The organism is Streptomyces sp. NPDC047869 (genome assembly GCF_040704065.1).
In the GTDB taxonomy this organism is placed as follows: Bacteria; Actinomycetota; Actinomycetes; order Streptomycetales; family Streptomycetaceae; genus Streptomyces.
Map to the genome: position 1 here is coordinate 195,499 of NZ_JBEYRK010000012.1, position 18,157 is coordinate 213,655.

General features: G+C 70.2%; 16 protein-coding genes and 5 tRNA genes. 9 read left to right on the forward strand and 12 right to left on the reverse strand.

Translation table 11 applies throughout. The features are described 5' to 3' along the window. Nucleotides 1-58 precede the first annotated feature (58 nt). Nucleotides 59-583, reverse strand: a complete 525-nt coding sequence (locus tag AB0924_RS18270) for a DUF4188 domain-containing protein (RefSeq protein ID WP_358936877.1) — start codon at nt 581-583, stop codon at nt 59-61. 88 nt (nt 584-671) lie between these two features. Between AB0924_RS18270 and AB0924_RS18275 the strand changes: the two genes are divergently transcribed. Continuing rightward, the gene (locus tag AB0924_RS18275; RefSeq protein ID WP_358936879.1) at nt 672-1,316 is read left to right on the forward strand and encodes a MerR family transcriptional regulator; all 645 of its coding nucleotides are present in this window, start codon (nt 672-674) and stop codon (nt 1,314-1,316) included. Nucleotides 1,317-1,366: 50 nt separating this feature from the next. Here AB0924_RS18275 and AB0924_RS18280 read toward each other — a convergent pair. The 9 genes from AB0924_RS18280 to AB0924_RS18320 all read right to left on the reverse strand — a co-directional run bounded on the left by AB0924_RS18280 (nt 1,367) and on the right by AB0924_RS18320 (nt 5,723). Continuing rightward, a tRNA-Glu gene (locus tag AB0924_RS18280) sits at nt 1,367-1,439 on the reverse strand. A 28-nt stretch (nt 1,440-1,467) separates the two neighbouring features. Continuing rightward, a tRNA-Gln gene (locus AB0924_RS18285) sits at nt 1,468-1,539 on the reverse strand. Between the two features lie 21 nt (nt 1,540-1,560). Further along, nucleotides 1,561-1,633, reverse strand: a tRNA-Glu gene (locus AB0924_RS18290). Between the two features lie 29 nt (nt 1,634-1,662). Continuing rightward, a tRNA-Glu gene (locus AB0924_RS18295) sits at nt 1,663-1,735 on the reverse strand. 38 nt (nt 1,736-1,773) lie between these two features. Next, nucleotides 1,774-1,845 (reverse strand) — tRNA-Gln (locus AB0924_RS18300). Between the two features lie 91 nt (nt 1,846-1,936). After that, the gene (locus AB0924_RS18305) at nt 1,937-2,671 is read right to left on the reverse strand and encodes an HAD family hydrolase (protein WP_358936881.1); all 735 of its coding nucleotides are present in this window, start codon (nt 2,669-2,671) and stop codon (nt 1,937-1,939) included. 131 nt (nt 2,672-2,802) lie between these two features. Then, nucleotides 2,803-4,287 (reverse strand): glutamate--tRNA ligase, encoded by a 1,485-nt coding sequence (gene gltX / locus AB0924_RS18310; RefSeq protein WP_358936883.1) that lies wholly within the window; start codon nt 4,285-4,287, stop codon nt 2,803-2,805. Next, complete coding sequence (locus AB0924_RS18315; RefSeq protein WP_351664406.1) at nt 4,280-5,065, reverse strand: fumarylacetoacetate hydrolase family protein; 786 nt, start codon at nt 5,063-5,065, stop codon at nt 4,280-4,282. Before AB0924_RS18315 ends, gltX begins: the two co-directional genes overlap by 8 nt. Nucleotides 5,066-5,531: 466 nt before the next feature. After that, on the reverse strand, nt 5,532-5,723 hold the full coding sequence (locus AB0924_RS18320) for a hypothetical protein (protein WP_358936900.1): 192 nt from the start codon (nt 5,721-5,723) through the stop codon (nt 5,532-5,534). A 565-nt stretch (nt 5,724-6,288) separates the two neighbouring features. Between AB0924_RS18320 and AB0924_RS18325 the strand changes: the two genes are divergently transcribed. The 8 genes from AB0924_RS18325 to AB0924_RS18360 all read left to right on the forward strand — a co-directional run bounded on the left by AB0924_RS18325 (nt 6,289) and on the right by AB0924_RS18360 (nt 16,827). After that, nucleotides 6,289-10,035, forward strand: a complete 3,747-nt coding sequence (locus AB0924_RS18325; protein ID WP_366911922.1) for a nitrate- and nitrite sensing domain-containing protein — start codon at nt 6,289-6,291, stop codon at nt 10,033-10,035. Between the two features lie 9 nt (nt 10,036-10,044). Continuing rightward, nucleotides 10,045-10,458 carry a roadblock/LC7 domain-containing protein gene (locus AB0924_RS18330; RefSeq protein WP_003993189.1) on the forward strand — a complete coding sequence of 138 codons (414 nt, stop codon included), beginning with the start codon at nt 10,045-10,047 and terminating at the stop codon, nt 10,456-10,458. A 111-nt stretch (nt 10,459-10,569) separates the two neighbouring features. After that, nucleotides 10,570-10,968 carry a DUF742 domain-containing protein gene (locus tag AB0924_RS18335; RefSeq protein ID WP_143635912.1) on the forward strand — a complete coding sequence of 133 codons (399 nt, stop codon included), beginning with the start codon at nt 10,570-10,572 and terminating at the stop codon, nt 10,966-10,968. Further along, nucleotides 10,949-11,524, forward strand: a complete 576-nt coding sequence (locus AB0924_RS18340) for an ATP/GTP-binding protein (protein ID WP_351664410.1) — start codon at nt 10,949-10,951, stop codon at nt 11,522-11,524. Before AB0924_RS18335 ends, AB0924_RS18340 begins: the two co-directional genes overlap by 20 nt. A 377-nt stretch (nt 11,525-11,901) precedes the next feature. Then, nucleotides 11,902-15,177, forward strand: a complete 3,276-nt coding sequence (locus AB0924_RS18345; protein WP_366911923.1) for a nitrate- and nitrite sensing domain-containing protein — start codon at nt 11,902-11,904, stop codon at nt 15,175-15,177. 10 nt (nt 15,178-15,187) lie between these two features. Next, nucleotides 15,188-15,601, forward strand: a complete 414-nt coding sequence (locus AB0924_RS18350; RefSeq protein WP_005479603.1) for a roadblock/LC7 domain-containing protein — start codon at nt 15,188-15,190, stop codon at nt 15,599-15,601. Nucleotides 15,602-15,695: 94 nt separating this feature from the next. After that, nucleotides 15,696-16,265, forward strand: coding sequence for a DUF742 domain-containing protein (locus AB0924_RS18355; RefSeq protein WP_358940680.1), 570 nt, complete (start codon nt 15,696-15,698; stop codon nt 16,263-16,265). Beyond that, a complete protein-coding gene (locus AB0924_RS18360; protein WP_009314218.1) occupies nt 16,246-16,827 on the forward strand; it encodes an ATP/GTP-binding protein in 582 nt (193 codons plus the stop codon). The genes AB0924_RS18355 and AB0924_RS18360 overlap by 20 nt, the downstream gene beginning before the upstream one ends. Before the next feature lie 146 nt (nt 16,828-16,973). On the opposite strand, the gene AB0924_RS18365 is transcribed toward AB0924_RS18360, so the two are convergent. Both AB0924_RS18365 and AB0924_RS18370 read right to left on the reverse strand, forming a co-directional pair. After that, nucleotides 16,974-17,162, reverse strand: a complete 189-nt coding sequence (locus AB0924_RS18365) for an acyl-CoA carboxylase subunit epsilon (RefSeq protein ID WP_358940679.1) — start codon at nt 17,160-17,162, stop codon at nt 16,974-16,976. A gap of 57 nt (nt 17,163-17,219) precedes the next feature. Further along, nucleotides 17,220-18,157 (reverse strand): carboxyl transferase domain-containing protein (locus tag AB0924_RS18370; protein WP_358940678.1); only part of this gene is annotated, 938 nt, incomplete at its 5' end.

Sequence of the window (18,157 nt, forward strand, 5' to 3'; positions counted from 1 at the left end):
CCGGGGAGAGCCCGCCCCAACGCCGCGGCCAGCCCTCCCCGGTCCCCCGATCCCCCCGTCAGACGGCCTTCCCGGACTCCGGCGCCCGCCGCGAGCGGTACGCGAACCGGTCCTTGGCGTACCGCCCCCGCTTCTCCAGCGGCACCTGCCCGTGCGCGGCGGCCAGCCCGAACGCCGGCATGTCGCCGTAGACCGACTCGTAGGAGCCCTCCGGGACGACGTACGTCTCGTGCCAGATGCCCACGTGTCCGCGCACCTTCCCGGCCCGCTCCCTGCGGTTGATCAGCGCCCAGACCCGGTGATGGAAGGCGTCGGGCGCGGTCGCGTACGCGTAGAGCCGCTCCCTGGACTCCCAGTACTGCACCACGTAGTACGTCCGCGGCGAGGCCGTGAGCAGGACGCGGCCCAGCAGCCCCCGGTCCTTGTCCCGGGCAAGCTCCCCCAGCATGCGGAACATCGCCAGCATGACCGGGAGCCACTGGTGCACCGCCCGGAAGCGGTTGATGCGCATGCCGATCAGGAGGACCACCACATCGCCCTCCGCCGCCGCGGTGGTGCGGCCGAGTACCGGTCTGGCGAACATCACGACCCCCGTTTCGATTGATCGGATAGCACCACTATCCATCGAGTGATGCTTGGATAGTGACACTCCCCAAGGAGAGGCGCAAGAGATGCGGCTGGCCGAACTGAGCGAGCGCAGCGGTGTGTCCACCGCGACGATCAAGTACTACCTGCGCGAGGGGCTGTTGGCCCCGGGCCGGCAGATCAACCCCACCACGGCGGAGTACGACGAGGAGCACCTGCGGCGGCTGCGGCTGGTGCGCGCGATGATCCAGGTCGGCCGGATCCCGGTGGCGACGGTCCGCGAGGTGCTGGGCCATGTCGACGATGACTCGCTGGGCCGCACCATCCGGCTGGGCGCGGCCCTGTGGGCGCTGCCGCAGGTGCCGGAGCCGGACGAGGAGGACGAGTGGATCCGGGCCGCGCACGAGGGGGTGGACGAGCTGCTGGAGACGCTGGGCTGGTCCAACGCCAAGCTGCTGGTCACCATCTCGCCCGCGTACCGCTCCCTGGTGGTGGCGGTGGCCGCGTTCCGTCGGCTCGGCTACGACTGGAACCTCGAACTGCTCGTCTCCTACGCGAAGTTGATGCACCAGGCGGCGGTCCTCGACCTGGACTTCGTGGAGACGCATCCCTCGGAGGCGGAGAAGGTGGAGACCGCGGTGCTGGGCGCGGTCCTCGTGGAGCCGATGCTGCAGGCGCTGCACCGGCTGGCACAGGAGGAGGAGTCGGCGCGGCGATACGGCTTCGAGTAGCCGCCGGGAACGGCGAAGGCCCTCCGCCGAAGCGAAGGGCCTTCCTTTTGTACCCCCGACCGGATTCGAACCGGCGCTACCGCCTTGAGAGGGCGGCGTGCTAGGCCGCTACACAACGGGGGCATGGACACTGCGTTTCCGCAGGCCCGAGCTGGTCTACCTGGACTCGAACCAAGACTAACTGAACCAGAATCAGTCGTGCTGCCAATTACACCATAGACCAATGATGGTTTAGACCAGTCAGTACCCCCGACCGGATTCGAACCGGCGCTACCGCCTTGAGAGGGCGGCGTGCTAGGCCGCTACACAACGGGGGCCCTAGCGATCTCGAGTTGCCCGAGATCAGTACCCCCGACCGGATTCGAACCGGCGCTACTGCCTTGAGAGGGCAGCGTGCTAGGCCGCTACACAACGGGGGCTTGCGGATGTGATCCGCGGCGCAGATAAGCTCTGCGAGCTGGCCTACCTGGACTCGAACCAAGACTAACTGAACCAGAATCAGTCGTGCTGCCAATTACACCATAGGCCACTGGAACTCAAGCCCCGCAGGGGTTCTCGTTCTAGTTCGCTCCCCCGGTTCTGGGCCTCTCGGCCCGCTCCCCGGCGGCGCAGGAAGAACATTACCCGAAGGTGGACGGGGCTCCAAAACGACTATCCGCGCCGAGGAGCCCGGGGAGTTCGGAGAGGGACGCGATGCGGTGCGGTCCGGTGGGCGGATCCAGGGTCGCGTAGGCGCCGCCGCGGTCGATCCAGACCGACAGCAGCCCGGCGTCGGCGGCGCCCCGTCCGTCGATCTCCGGGTGGTCGCCGACGTACGCGACCTCGTGCGGGGCGAGCGCCAGGGCGTCGCAGGCGGCCAGGAAGGCGCCGGCCAGGGGCTTGGCGACGCCCAGCTCGGCGGCGCACAGCAGGGCCTCGAAGCGGCCGCGCACACCGAGCAGGCGCAGCTTGCGGTCCTGGACGGTCAGGCTGGAGTTGGACAGCACCGCGTGCCGGTGGCTGGCGGCCAGGGCGTCGAGCACCGGCAGGACGTCCGGGAACAGGGACCAGGCGGCCTCGTAGTGCCGCACGTACCGCTGGAACCAGTCGTCGGCCTCGGTGTCCGTCAGCCCCGGCCGGTCCAGGAAGACCCGGGCGCGGTCGCGCCGCTGTGTGACGAAGTCGACCTCGCCGGCGGCGTAGCGGGCCCATTGCAGATCGGTGATCTCGCGCCAGCGCGCGAGCGCCTCGTCCGGCGACCCGTACCCGGCGAGGAGCCCTTCGGCCACCAGGTGGGCGCGCATGCCCTCGCGATCGGCGGTGGTGTAGTCGAAGAGGGTGTCGTCCACGTCCCAGACCACGGCGCGAATGCTCATGCCCCGACCGTAACCGGCGAGCGGCCACCGTGTCCGGGGACGGCCACCCGCCCGGTGTACGGACCTGGGAGGGGTACGGCGGAGGGCGGCACCCGGGTCTCCCGGGTGCCGCCCTCCGCGTGTGGCGTTCGTTACGCCGCGAGCCTCGCCAGTGCCGCGTCGATACGGGCCAGCGTCTTCTCCTTGCCCAGGACCTCGAGGGACTCGAAGAGGGGCAGGCCGACCGTGCGGCCGGTGACGGCGACGCGGACCGGGGCCTGGGCCTTGCCGAGCTTGAGGCCGTGCGCCTCGCCGGCGGCCAGGACCGCCTCCTTCAGGGACTCGGCCGAGGTCCAGTCGGCCGCCTCCAGCTTCTCGCGGGCCGTGCGCAGCAGGGCGTCGGAGCCCTCCTTCATGGCCTTCGTCCAGGACGCCTCGTCGAAGACCGGCTCGGCCAGGAACAGGAAGTCGACGTTGTCGGTGATCTCGGACAGGACCTTCAGACGGGTCTGCGCGTACGGCGCGATCGCCTGCCACTTGGCCTCGTCGAAGTCCTCCGGCGCCCAGGGGGCGGCCGGGGCCTTCAGCCACGGGCGGCAGCGCTCGGTGAAGTCCTTGACCTCCAGCATCCGGATGTGGTCGGCGTTGACCGCCTCGCACTTCTTCAGGTCGAAGCGCGCCGGGTTGGGGTTCACGTCCGCGATGTCGAAGGCCGCGACCATCTCCTCGACCGAGAAGATGTCCTGGTCCGCACTGAGCGACCAGCCCAGCAGGGAGAGGTAGTTGAGCAGGCCCTCGGGCAGGAAGCCACGCTCGCGGTAGAGGTTGAGCGAGGACTGCGGGTCGCGCTTGGAGAGCTTCTTGTTGCCCTCGCCCATGACGTACGGCAGGTGGCCGAAGGCCGGGGTCCCCTTGGCGATGCCCAGCTCGGTCAGCGCCTTGTACAGGGCGATCTGGCGCGGGGTGGAGGAGAGCAGGTCCTCGCCGCGCAGGACGTGGGTGATGTCCATCAGGGCGTCGTCGACCGGGTTCACCAGCGTGTACAGCGGGGCGCCGTTGGCGCGCACGATGCCGTAGTCCGGCACGTTCTCCGGGAGGTAGGTGATCTCGCCGCGGACCAGGTCGGTGAAGGTGATCGCCTCGTCGGGCATGCGGAAGCGGACGATCGGGGAGCGGCCCTGGGCCTTGTACTCCTCGACCTCCGCCTCGCTCAGGTCGCGGCAGTGGCCGTCGTAGCCGGACGGCCGGCCCGCGGCGCGCGCGGCCTCACGGCGGGTGTCCAGCTCCTCCTGGGAGCAGTAGCAGTAGTAGGCGTGGCCGGCGTCCAAAAGCTTCTGGGCGACGTCCTTGTAGAGGTCCATGCGCTGCGACTGGCGGTACGGCGCGTGCGGGCCGCCGACCTCGGGGCCCTCGTCCCAGTCGAAGCCGAGCCAGCGCATCGCGTCGAGGAGCTGGTTGTAGGACTCCTCGGAGTCGCGGGCCGCGTCGGTGTCCTCGATGCGGAAGACCAGGGTGCCCTGGTGGTGCCGGGCGAACGCCCAGTTGAACAGGGCGGTGCGGACCAGGCCCACGTGGGGGTTACCGGTGGGCGAGGGGCAGAAACGGACGCGTACGGGTGAGCCGGATGCGCTAGCCACGCTTGACAACCTTGTTGGTGAGAGTGCCGATGCCTTCGATGGTGACGGCGACCTCGTCGCCGACGTTCAGGGGGCCGACCCCCGCGGGGGTGCCGGTGAGGATGACGTCGCCGGGGAGCAGGGTCATGGCCTCGGAGATGTTGACGACCAGGTCCTCGATGGGGTGGATCATCTCGCTCGTGCGGCCGAGCTGGCGCTGTTCGCCGTTGACGGTGAGCTGGACGGTGAGGTCGTTCGCGCGCTCCAGGTCCAGGTCGGTCTCCACCCAGGGGCCGAGCGGGCAGGAGGAGTCGAAGCCCTTCGCCCGCGCCCACTGCTTCTCGCGTCTCTGCACGTCGCGGGCGGTGACGTCGTTGGCGCAGGTGTAGCCGAGGATCACGTCCTTGACGCGCTCGCGCGGGACCTCGCGGCACATGCGCCCGATGACGACGGCCAGCTCGGCCTCGTGGTGCAGTTCCTGCGAGAAGGACGGGTACCGGATCTCGTCGCCGGGGCCGATCACCGAGGTGGAGGGCTTGAAGAAGGCGAAGGGGGCGTCGGGCACCTCGTTGCCCAGCTCGCGCGCGTGCTCGGCGTAGTTGCGGCCGAACGCCACCACCTTGTTGGGGAGCACCGGCGGGAGCAGCCTGACCTTGCTGAGCGGCACCTTCGTACCGGACAGCTCGTGGTCCGCGAACGGGATGCCCTTGATGATGTCGAGGACGAGTTCGTCCTCCTTGTCGCCCTCGACCGCGCCGAAGGCTACGTTCCCGTCGATGGAGAACCTGGCGATGCGCACGGGATCCTGCGCCCCTCAACTAGAACCGGCGTACTGACGCCCAAGGTTAACCGGTCGGGCCGGGCGGTGTTCGGGCAGTGCGGCGTGGCGGGCTTTTCCGGGTCGTGGATCGACGTGCGGCGATCCCGAATTCCGCGGGATTGCCCGGACGGCGCATTCGCGCATTACCCGCGCATTCACGGCGGCGCCCGCGACGGCGGCGGGGGCGTGCGGCGCCCGGGCCGGGGGCGTGCCGGGAGGGCGCACCGCCGGGCCGGCGGGGCCGGCGCCCTCGGGTACCGGCCCCGTCCCACGGGCGGAGAATTCGCCGCGGACGACGTGCCGGCGTATCGGTTCGGTGGTGGTGCCATGGATTCCTGCGGGGGGAGAAAAAGGGGCCGGAGAGCGAATCCCGGTGAAAAATGAGCGCGGCCCGGAGATCGTGTGATCTCCGGGCCGCGCTCGGTGCTTCCGGTGCCGGGCTCGGCTACTCGCCGGCCGCGACGGCGCCGACCGGGACCTCCATGAGGACGGTGCGACGCGGGTTGGCCGTCTGGGCCGGGAGGTCGACGGAGTGCTCCGGCAGCTCCGGGGTCTGCAGTTCGTCGGCGTCCTCGAGGTGCGCCAGCGTCGTGCGCCGCGGGTTGGCTATGTTGCGGAACATCATCGTCGTCTTCACCGTTGTCATCCTGTGGCCGAGGGTGGGTTGACAGAGCATCTCATCCTGTAAAGCGCAAGGCTAAACATCGGATTCCCCGTCATGGACGCGAACTCCACAGGATCTCCATGTGAGTTTCCTCACGACCCCATGGGCAAATCGGTCAATTCCGACTCTCGTCTTCCGTCGGGAAAACGGACATTGACCCCCTGAAGCCCGCATTCCGCTCCTGATCATGGCGACTGGGACACGGGACGATAGGCCGCGAGTCGCAGCGGTACGCCCGTTTTGTAGCGAATCGACTTACACGGGCCGTAGCCCAAGCCTCACAGTCCGTCACGTAGGTCACAGCTCGGCTCATGGCCCTTGTTGGAGATCCGGCACTGTGCTGGAATTCCACGGACCGCCGCGGGATCGAGCCGGCACGCAGGGGGCGCAACGCAGCGCCGAGTGGCGGCGAGAAGGGGGAACCAGCGCCGGGTCACTCAAGACCACCGGGGGGCGTATTCAGGGCGCTCTCCAAGACGCCGACACCGTGTCCTTCCGTTCGCGCGGGGGGGCGCCTGGTCCAGAGGTTGCGACGCTAGTGCAGGGACGTTTCAAGAGGGATGGCAGCGCTTCGGCGGAGCCGGAGGCGCACGGCGGGACCGACCGCGGTTCCTCCCCCCAGCACGCCCAGAACCCGGGCCCGGCCCAGCCCGGCGACAGCGGTGAGCGCTCCGGGCGCCCCGGCACGTCGTCCACGGCGGGTCCGGCCGGTTCGGCGAAGGCCCAGAATCCCACTCCGGCCGCGAAGCCGGCCGGCAGGAGCCCGAGCGGCCCCGGCTCGCGCGTGGCCCTGCGCAACTGGCGCATCTCCACGCGCCTGGTGTCGCTGCTGGCTCTTCCCGTCGTCGCGGCGACCTCGCTGGGCGCGCTGCGCATCGGCGACTCGATGGACGACATCCAGCAGCTCGACAACATGAAGCTGCTGACGGACATGACCAAGCAGGCGACCGAGCTGGCCATGGCGCTCCAGGACGAGCGCGACCAGTCCGCCGGCCCGCTGGCGCACGGCCTGAAGCCCACCGACTACACGGTCAAGGGCTACCAGGACAAGACCGACCGGGCCCGGGAGAACTTCCTCGACTCCTCCGAGCAGATCGACGAGGCGAGCAAGAACGGCAACCTCCAGGGTGTCCGCGACACCCTGGTCAGCCTCGCCAACCAGCTCGACGGCCTCGCCAAGATCCGCCAGGACGCCTACAAGTCGAAGAACAACTCGACGCAGACGGTCGAGGCGTACCACCGGCTGATCACCCAGCTGATCGACCTCTCCCAGTCCATGGCCGAGGCGTCCAGCAACCCGGAGATGATCTCGCGCACCCGCGCCCTGGCGGCCTTCTCCAGCGCCAAGGAGTACGCCTCGGTGCAGCGTGCCGTCATCGCGGCGGCCCTGACCTCCAGCAACACCTCCAAGGGTGAGCTGTCCAAGAACGACCAGCTCTACGGCGAGTCGGCGTACTCGAGCGAGAAGTCGCAGATCGCGATCTTCCGCAAGATCTACAGCAGCCAGAACCCGGACGAGCTGCTCAAGCCGATCGAGGACAGCAACCCGACGATCCAGGCGGCGGACCTGTACGCCAAGCGGGTTCTGGAGTCCCCCGGCGGCCTCAACGACCTGCCGGCGCGCTCCTACCGCGACTGGGTCGACGACAGCTCCACCAAGATCCAGCAGATGAAGAACATCGAGCACACGCTGCTCGAGGACATGGAGCAGAAGGCCCGCGAGCTGAAGTCGTCCTCCGAGCAGGAGGCGATCCTCTCCGGTGCGCTGATCCTCATCGTGCTCGGCGTCTCACTGGTCGGCGCCTTCGTCGTGGCCCGGTCCATGATCCGCTCGCTGCGCCGGCTGCAGGACACGGCCACCAAGGTCGCCCAGGACCGGCTGCCCGAGCTGGTCAAGCAGCTCTCCGAGTCCGACCCGCAGGACGTGGACACGTCCGTGGAGTCGGTCGGTGTGCACTCCCGGGACGAGATCGGCCAGGTGGCCGCGGCCTTCGACGACGTGCACCGCGAGGCGGTCCGCCTCGCCGCCGAGCAGGCCCTGCTGCGGGGCAACGTCAACGCGATGTTCACCAACCTCTCGCGCCGCTCCCAGGGTCTGATCCAGCGTCAGCTCTCGCTGATCTCCGAACTGGAGTCCCGCGAGGCCGACCCGGACCAGCTCTCCTCGCTGTTCAAGCTCGACCACCTCGCCACCCGTATGCGCCGTAACGGTGAGAACCTCCTCGTCCTCGCGGGTGAGGAGCCCGGCCGCCGGTGGACCCGCCCGGTCCCGCTGGTCGATGTGCTCCGCGCCGCCGCGTCCGAGGTGGAGCAGTACGAGCGCATCGAGCTGGCCGCCGTGCCGACCACCGAGGTCGCCGGCCGCGTCGTCAACGACCTCGTGCACCTCCTCGCCGAGCTGCTCGAGAACGCCACCTCCTTCTCCTCGCCGCAGACCAAGGTCAAGGTCACCGGTCACGCGCTGCCCGACGGCCGCGTTCTGATCGAGATCCACGACACCGGTATCGGCCTCTCCCCCGAGGACCTCGCGGCGATCAACGAGCGGCTCGCCGCGCCGCCCACCGTGGACGTGTCGGTGTCCCGCCGCATGGGTCTGTTCGTGGTCGGCCGTCTGTCGCAGCGGCACGGCATCCGCATCCAGCTCCGCCCGTCCGACTCCGGTGGCACGACCGCGCTGGTCATGCTGCCCGTCGACGTCGCCCAGGGCGGCAAGAAGCCCGCTCCGGGCAAGCCCGGCGCGCCCGCTGCGACCGGTGGCCCCGCCGCCGCGCAGGCCGCGGCCGGTGTCGCCGCCGCCCGCCGCGGCAACGGCGGCGGTCAGGGTGGCGCCCTCGGCGGCGCGCCGTCCGCCGGACGCCTCGGCGCCGGACAGAGCCCGCGCGGTCAGGTCGGCTCCGCCCAGGGTCCGCGGGCCGCGCTGCCCGGCACGGGCCAGGGCGGCCGTCCCGGTGCGCCGGGCGGAGCGCGCGGTCCGCAGGGTCCGGGTGGCCCGCAGCAGGGCCGGCCGGCTCCGGCCGGGGCCGGCGCGGGCGGCTTCGGCGGTCAGCCGGGCGCCGGGCAGGGCCAGCGGGCCGCCGGCGGTCCGCAGCAGGACATGTTCGGCGGTCGCGGTCCGGCGGCGCAGCGCGGTGGCGCGGGCGGCTCCGACCAGGGTCGTCAGCCCCAGCTTCCGCCGCGCGGCGGCCCCCGGGCCGAACTGCCCGGCGGCAACCCGCAGTCGGACCCCGCGGACTGGCGCGGCAACGCCCAGGCTCCGCTGTCGCGTGCCTCGCTGGACGCCCCGCGCGGCCACGACGAGCAGGACCCGGCGCAGACCTCGGGCATGCCGCGCTTCGACGGCCGGCAGGGCCCGGGCTCGACGGCGGAGATGCCGCGGATCGACGCTCAGGGTCCGGCCTCGACGGGCGAGTTCCCCCGCCCGGACTTCGGGATGAACGGCTCCACCGGCCAGTTCGCGCGTCCCGGCGCCGAGAACCCGCAGCAGACCGGCCAGTTCCAGCGTCCGGCCGCCCCGGCCGCTCCGCAGGACTACGGCCAGTACGGCCAGCAGGGCGGCAACGGCCAGTTCGTCCGCTCCGACGTCTTCGGCACGTCGGCGTCCGGGCAGCAGGACCCGCAGAGCACCGGTCAGTTCGCGGCCCCGCAGGCGTACGACGGCGGCTCCACCGGACAGCACGCGCTGCCCGGCCGCCAGGCCCCGGCCGACACCGGCCAGTTCGAGCGTCCGCAGCCCGCTGCCCGCGCCGAATTCGGCGCGCCGCGGCCGCCGGCCCCGCAGCAGCAGCCGCCGCAGCAGCAGCGTCCCGCCCGCCGCGAGCCGGAGGCGCTGCCGCCGGCCTCCGGTCCGGGCGACGGCCGCACCCCGCTGTACGACACGCTGGAGACCAACTGGTTCCACGGTCATCAGCAGGAGCGGCAGCCGGAGAACACCCCGGCCGCGGCGCCGCAGCAGCAGGCGCCCGCGCCGGCCCAGCAACGTCCCGCCGCCACCGGTTCCTGGCGCACCTCGCCGAACGACGAACTCGTCCGGCAGGCGGAGCGCGTACGGCAGCCCGCGGCGGGCGGCGTCACCACCTCCGGCCTGCCGCGCCGGGTGCCCAGGGCGAACCTCGTCCCGGGCACGGCTCAGCAGCAACAGCACCAAGCCGGTCCGCAGGTCTCGCGTGCGCCTGACGACGTACGCGGCCGGCTGACCAATCTCCGTCGGGGCATCGCGCAGGGCCGTCAGGCCGGCAACGGCCAGACCGGCAGCTTCCAGAGCCCCACTCACCAGCAGGAGCGTTAGTTGAGTCCGATGAGCCAGGCGGCACAGAACCTGAACTGGTTGATCACCAACTTCGTGGACAACACCCCTGGGGTGTCGCACACGGTGGTGGTCTCCGCCGACGGCCTTCTGCTGGCCATGTCCGAAGGTTTTCCGCGTGACCGCGCCGACCAGCTGGCGGCCGTCGCGTCCGGGCTGACCTCGCTGACCGCCGGGGCGTCCCGGATCTTCGAGGGTGGCAGCGTGGCGCAGACGGTCGTCGAGATGGAGCGCGGGTTCCTCTTCCTCATGTCCGTCTCGGACGGGTCTTCCCTCGCGGTCCTGGCCCACCCCGAGTGCGACATCGGCCTGGTCGGCTACGAGATGGCACTGCTGGTCGACCGCGCAGGGGCGGTGCTCACCCCGGATCTGCGCGCCGAACTCCAAGGCAGTCTGCTTCACTGACCGGCCCCGGCACCACCCACCTCACAAAAACACCGTCCGGCCGCCACAATCCCCCCACCGGCCCCTTCCGACGGCTTGACTGACCGACTTGCTGTCCCGCCCGGAGGATTCATGACCCCGCCCACCGCCTCTCATGATCCGTACGCGGAGCCGTACGGGGACGAGGGCGACCAGCCGCTGGTACGTCCGTACGCGATGACCGGTGGCCGGACCCGGCCGCGCTATCAGCTCGCCATCGAGGCGCTGATCAGCACCACGGCCGACCCGGCAGCGCTCATGGGACTGCTCCCGGAACACCAGCGCATCTGCCACCTCTGCCGTGAGGTCAAGTCGGTCGCGGAGGTGTCGGCGCTGCTGGCCATGCCGCTCGGCGTGGCCCGGATCCTGGTCGCCGACCTCGCAGAGGCCGGCATGGTCGCCATCCACCAGCCGGGTGGCGACGAGAACAACGGCGGCGCTCCGGACGTGACGCTGCTCGAAAGGGTGCTCAGTGGACTTCGCAAGCTCTGACGCGGGCCGGGCCACCACCTCCGCGAAGATCGTGGTGGCGGGCGGCTTCGGCGTGGGCAAGACCACGTTCGTCGGCGCCGTCTCGGAGATCAACCCGCTGCGCACAGAGGCCGTCATGACGTCCGCTTCGGCCGGCATCGACGACCTCACGCACACCGGTGACAAGACCACCACCACGGTGGCCATGGACTTCGGCCGCATCACCCTGGACCAGGACCTGATCCTGTACCTCTTCGGTACGCCCGGTCAGGACCGCTTCTGGTTCATGTGGGACGACCTGGTGCGCGGCGCGATCGGCGCGGTGGTCCTCGTGGACACCCGCCGTCTCGCCGACTGCTTCCCGGCGGTCGACTACTTCGAGAACAGCGGCCTGCCCTTCGTCATCGCCCTCAACGGCTTCGACGGACAGCAGCCCTACACCCCCGAGGAAGTACGGGAAGCCCTGCAGATCGGTCCGGACGCCCCGATCATCACGACGGACGCCCGGCACCGCGCGGACGCCAAGAGTGCGCTGATCACGCTGGTGGAGCACGCGCTCATGGCCCGTCTGCGGTAACACCCAATTGGGACGCGCCGTACGGCAGTTGCCGTAGGGCAAGCGGAGCCGGCTGTGGCCTTTGACACGGTCGGCTCCAGTGTTCATAACAGTTCGGCAGAGGAATCTCCGTTCTTCACCACGCGACGCGTTCGGACGGTGTCGCTGCGCGCACGACTGCCCCGCCTTTTGGCGGGGCTCGCTCTTTATGCCCGTTTTATCCAGGGCCCACATCACTCGGAACCTCAGGTTCCGAGTGTTTGGAAGAGCGGATGCCGACGTGCTGAAATGCCTGAACTGCCTAATAGTCAAAGACGTACTGAGTGGTCGATGACGAACCGGGCTCTGAGAGACTGCGGCACGACGAAGGTGCCGACCGCCGAGAGGTTGTTGGTCGAGTGAGGCGAAGCAAGAACGGTCCCGAGCCGTCGGCGCGGGGCAACTTCACCCCGCCGCCGCGCGCTGCGGTGCCCACCCCTGTGCCGGGTGCCGAGCCCTCGGCCACTCCCCCGGCCGGCGGTGGCCGTTTCTCACCGCGCAACTGGCGGGTGCCGACCCGGCTGAACGCGATCCTGCTCATACCCGTGGCGGTCGGCCTCATCATGGGCGGCTTCCAGGTGAAGAGCTCGATCGACACCTGGAACGAGGCCCGGGACGCGGAGAACACCGCCCGTCTGGTGCGCGCCTCCCTCGGCTACGCCGACGCGCTCGAGAACGAGCGTGACGTCACCGCGGCCCCGCTGCTGCTGGGCAACCAGAAGGACGTCGTCACGACGGCCCGCAAGCAGACGGACCAGGCGGCCGCCGTCTTCCACCAGGCCGCGCAGAACGTGCCGGACAAGCCCGGCATCAAGCGCCGCCTGGATCTCTTCCGCAAGGCGGAGCCCAAGCTGCAGAAGCTGCGCCAGGCCGCGTACACCAAGAAGACCCCCGGCGTGAAGACGGAAGAGGGCTACGTCGAGGTCTCGCACCCCCTGATGGAGTTCGCCAACGAACTCGGTCTGGGCACCGGCAACATCACCTCCTACGGCCGTACCGTCTATGCCATGTCGCTCACCAAGGCGGCGCTGTCGCTGGAGCGGTCGATCGGCATGCACCTGCTGGTCAAGCCCGGTCCGGACGACCCCAACCTGGCGACGCAGCGGGTCTCCCTGTCCTCGTACGCCTACCTGGAGCGCATCGCGCTGGAGGAGTACCTCGGCGGTGGCACCGACGAGGACGCGCAGAAGCTGATCGACGCGCAGGCGAAGATCAAGACGGACGGCGCCGCGCTGGTCACGCAGGAGAAGCAGAAGGACCCGAAGTACGTCGCGCCGCCGGCCAAGCCGAACGCGATGGTCTCGGCGCTGGCGACGATGAAGGACACCACCCCGCTCACCCGCCAGCAGATGGCGGCGGGCGGCGTGACGGCCCAGAACTGGTGGGCGGTCAACACCCTCAAGTACAAGGCCTACCGCCAGATCGAGTCGGACCTCGCCGACAAGGCCGTGAACGAGGCGTCCGGCATCGCCGACGACGCCAAGACCTCGGCCATCACCACCGGTGCCGTGGTCGTCGTGGCCCTGCTCCTCGCCTTCATCCTGGCCGGTGCCGTGGCCCGCCAGATGAGCCGCTCGATGCGCCAGCTCCGCAACGCCGCGTTCGGCATCGCCGAGCAGCGTCTGCCGATGCTGGTCGACCAGCTCTCCCGCACCGACCCGGGCCGGGTCGACACCCGGGTCGCCCCGATCCCGATCCACACCAAGGACGAGATCGGCGAGGTCGCCCGCGCCTTCGACCAGGTCCACCGCGAGGCGGTCCGGCTCGCCTCCGAGCAGGCGCTGCTGCGGGGCAACATCAACGCGATCTTCACCAACCTCTCCCGCCGCAACCAGTCGCTGATCGAGGGCCAGCTGACCCTGATCACCGACCTGGAGAACAACGAGGCGGACCCGGACCAGCTCGAGAACCTCTTCAAGCTGGACCACCTGGCCACCCGCATGCGCCGCAACGGCGAGAACCTCCTGGTCCTCGCCGGCGAGGAGCCCGGCCGCCGCTGGGACCAGCCGGTCCCGCTGGTCGACGTGCTGCGCGCCGCCTCCTCCGAGGTGGAGCAGTACGAGCGCATCGAGCTGTCCGGCGTGCCGGAGGCCGAGATCCACGGCCGTGCCGTGACCGACCTCGTGCACCTGCTGGCCGAGCTGCTGGAGAACGCCACCACGTTCTCCTCGCCCCAGACCAAGGTGCGCGTCACCGCGACCCGTCTGCCCGACGGCCGCGTCATGGTCGAGATCCACGACAAGGGCATCGGCCTCACCGCCGAGGACTTCGCGGACATCAACCACAAGCTGGCCAACCCGCCGACCGTGGACGCCGCGATCTCCCAGCGCATGGGCCTGTTCGTGGTCGGCCGGCTGTCCGACCGGCACGGCATCCGCGTCCAGCTGCGCCCCTCGGGCGAGCAGGCCGGCACCACCTCGCTGGTCATGCTGCCGGACGCGATCACGCACGGCGGTGGCGGTGAAGGCCCGCTGGACCGCGAGGAGTTCACGGTCTCCCAGATCATCCCGGAGCAGCAGTTCCGCGGTGAGGACTTCGCCCAGGTGCAGCATCAGCCGATGCGCACCGCCGCCGAACTCGGCTTCGACGACAGCCGCTACTCGGAGGTCCCCGACGACCTCCGCGACCTGGACCCCGTGGGCCGCTCCCTGATGCGCGAGGAGCGCCGTGCCGCGCTGGAGGCCCAGTCGCACGACGAGCCGCAGCAGGAGGCCGACGGGCAGCGCGGGTACGCGGACGAGTTCGACGCCCGGCAGGCCGGTTACGACGGCGCCGCCGGCTTCGGCGAGCAGCCCGCCCAGCCCGCCGCCTACGACGGCCAGCAGGCCTACGGCGACCAGCAGCAGGCGTACGAGGAGCACCGGAACGCCGGGTACGAACCGTCGTACGACGACCAGTACTACGCGCCGAACGGTGGCGTGCCGCGCGACGACGGCTTCGCCCCGAACGGCGGCGGCTACCCCGAGCCCGCGTATGCGGAACCGGCTCAGGAGGAGCAGGCGCCCGCGCACGGCTCCGCGTCCGACGGGTTCGGCTCCTACGAGAGCCAGTCCTACCAGGACGACTGGCCGCAGCAGGACAGCTACCGGAACGGCTATCCGTCCCATTACGCTCCGGAAACGGAACCGCAGTCCGCTGACGCGGGTGAGCGGAACGGCGTAGGCTTCGACCGTCCGGGAACGGCCCCTTCCGCCGCCCACCGGATGACCGACGCCGGTCTGCCCCGCCGCGGATCCGCGAGCGGTCCCAGCGGCTCGAACGGCACCGGGCGCGTGCAGCCGGAGACGCCGGCCCCCGCGGGGAACACCCCGGGGAGCAACGGCGACGGCGACTGGCGTTCGGCCAACGACGAGCGCTGGCAGCAGGCTTCGCAGCTCCGCAAGCCGAAGGCGGGCGGAGTCACCGCCTCCGGTCTGCCCCGGCGGGTACCCAAGGCCAATCTGGTCGAGGGCACCGCCGAGAGCACCCCTCAGGGAGGCCCGCAGGTCTCCCGCGCCCCGGAGGACGTCCGGGGCAGGCTGAGCAACCTGCGTCGGGGCGTCCAGCGCGGACGCAGCGCAGGCAGTGAATCGAACGGCCAGGCCACTGGGAATCAGCACAGTGGTCCTGACAGCACCTACAACCAGGAGCGTTAGTGTGAGCCCGATGAGCCAGGCGGCACAGAACCTGAACTGGTTGATCACCAACTTCGTGGACAACACCCCGGGGGTGTCCCACACGGTGGTGGTCTCCGCCGACGGACTCCTTCTGGCGATGTCCGAAGGGTTTCCCCGCGACCGCGCGGACCAGCTCGCGGCCGTCGCCTCCGGTCTGACGTCTCTGACGGCAGGCGCCTCCCGCATCTTCGAGGGCGGCAGCGTGAACCAGACAGTTGTGGAGATGGAGCGGGGATTCCTCTTCATCATGTCCGTCTCCGACGGTTCCTCGCTCGCTGTTCTGGCCCACCCGGAAGCGGACATCGGCCTCATCGGGTACGAGATGGCACTTCTCGTGGACCGCGCGGGCACGGTTCTCACCCCGGATCTCCGCGCGGAGCTCCAGGGAAGCCTTCTCAACTAAGAGACGAACGGTGCGTATTCGCGTCCCGGGGCCTTAAGGTTTCGGGACGCGGCTCCACACGGATGGGTGCCCGGCACAGTCGGAGGAGGAGAAAGTGGCAACACCCCCAGGCGGTTCGCATTCGGGTAACTGGTCGTACGGCCCTGCCCAGGGCCAGAGCGACGGTTCGGCGAACCGGTACGACTTCCCCTCCGCCCCTGGTCACCGCCGGCCGTACGCTCCGCAGGGCCCCGGGCCCTCGCCGTACGACCAGCCGCCGGCCCCGCGGATCCAGCCGGTCCAGCCGCAGCGCCGCCCCGAGCCGGCGCCGGCATCCGCATCGAACAACCCCTTGGTGCGTCCGTACGCCATGACCGGCGGCCGGACCCGCCCGCGCTACCAGCTCGCCATCGAGGCACTGGTGCACACCACCGCCGCTCCGCACCAGATGCAGGGCCAGCTGCCCGAACATCAGCGGATCTGCAACCTGTGCCGGGAGATCAAGTCGGTGGCCGAGGTCTCGGCCCTGCTCACGATCCCCCTCGGCGTCGCCAGGATTCTCGTCGCCGACTTGGCGGAGGCGGGCCTGGTCGCCATCCATCAGCCCGGCGGCGACGAGAACGCCGGTGGCCAGCCAGACGTGACACTGCTCGAAAGGGTGCTCAGTGGACTTCGCAAGCTCTAGCGGCGGTCCTTCCCGCTCCACCACCTCCGCGAAGATCGTGGTGGCGGGCGGCTTCGGCGTGGGCAAGACCACGTTCGTCGGCGCCGTCTCGGAGATCAACCCGCTGCGCACAGAGGCCGTCATGACGTCCGCTTCGGCCGGCATCGACGACCTCACCCACACCGGTGACAAGACCACCACCACGGTGGCCATGGACTTCGGCCGCATCACCCTGGACCAGGACCTGATCCTGTACCTCTTCGGTACGCCCGGTCAGGACCGCTTCTGGTTCATGTGGGACGACCTGGTGCGCGGCGCGATCGGCGCGATCGTCCTCGTCGACACCCGCCGTCTCGCCGACTGCTTCCCCGCGGTCGACTACTTCGAGAACAGCGGCCTGCCCTTCGTCATCGCCCTCAACGGCTTCGACGGACAGCAGCCCTACAACCCGGACGAGGTCCGTGAGGCCCTGCAGATCGGCCCCGACACCCCGATCATCACGACGGACGCCCGGCACCGCGCGGACGCCAAGAGTGCGCTGATCACGCTGGTGGAGCACGCACTGATGGCGCGTCTGCGCTAGGCGGCCGGTCGCTCAGGAACCCGTGTCCCGGAAAGGGGCGCGGGTTCTTCTTTTCCCCCGCCCCCGTACGACATGAGAGAGGGCCCCTCCGAGCGGAGGGGCCCTCTCTCATGTCGTACGGGGGCGGCCCGTGGGGCCGTCGCCGGTCAGCCGTGCCAGCTGTGCGGGGCGCGGAAGCCGGGCTCGCGCTCCAGCCGGCGCCAGCCGGCCTTGGCACGGCCGCGGTGCGCCGGGGCGGCCGGCTGGGCGGCCGCACGGGCCAGCAGAACGGCCGTGATGGCGGCGACTTCCTCGGGCTCGGCGTGGCCCTTCTCGACGCGGATTTCAGTGTTCATGGGTGTCAGTCTCCGTCAGTAAGAGGTCCGCGGGGTTGCCGCGACGGGTCCGCTCGGTTACTGCGGGGGGTTGCCGTGCTTGCGGGAGGGCAGGTCGGCGTGCTTGGACTGCAGCATCGCCAGCGACTTCACCAGCACCTCACGGGTCTCGGCGGGGTCGATCACGTCGTCGACCAGACCGCGCTCGGCCGCGTAGTACGGGTGCATCAGCTCGGCCTTGTACTCCTTGACCATCTTCTGCCGCATGGCCTCGGGGTCCTCGGCGTCCGCGATCTGGCGGCGGAAGATGACGTTGGCCGCGCCCTCGGCGCCCATCACGGCGATCTCGTTGGTGGGCCAGGCGTAGGTGAGGTCGGCGCCGATCGACTGGGAGTCCATCACGATGTACGCACCTCCGTATGCCTTGCGCAGGATCAGCGAGATCCTCGGCACGGTGGCGTTGCAGTAGGCGTACAGCAGCTTCGCTCCGTGCCGGATGATTCCACCGTGCTCCTGATCGACGCCGGGCAGGAAGCCGGGTACGTCCAGAAGAGTGATGATCGGGATGTTGAACGCGTCGCACATCTGTACGAAGCGGGCGGCCTTCTCGGACGCCTCGATGTCCAGCACACCCGCCAGCACCTGGGGCTGGTTGGCGATGATGCCGACGACCTGGCCGTCCAGCCGGGCCAGCGCGCAGATGATGTTGCGCGCCCAGCGCTCGTGGACCTCGAGGTACTCGCCGTCGTCGACGATCTCCTCGATGACCTTGGCCATGTCGTACGGACGGTTGCCGTCGGCCGGGACCAGGTCGAGCAGGACGTCGGAGCGGCGGTCCACCGGGTCCGAGGAGTCGGTCCCGGGCGGGTTCTCGCGGTTGTTCTGCGGCAGCAGCGAGAGGAGGTAGCGCACCTCGGCGATGCAGGTCTCCTCGTCGTCGTAGGCGAAGTGGCAGACGCCGGAGGTCTCGGCGTGCACGTCGGCGCCGCCGAGCCCGTTCTGGGTGATCTCCTCGC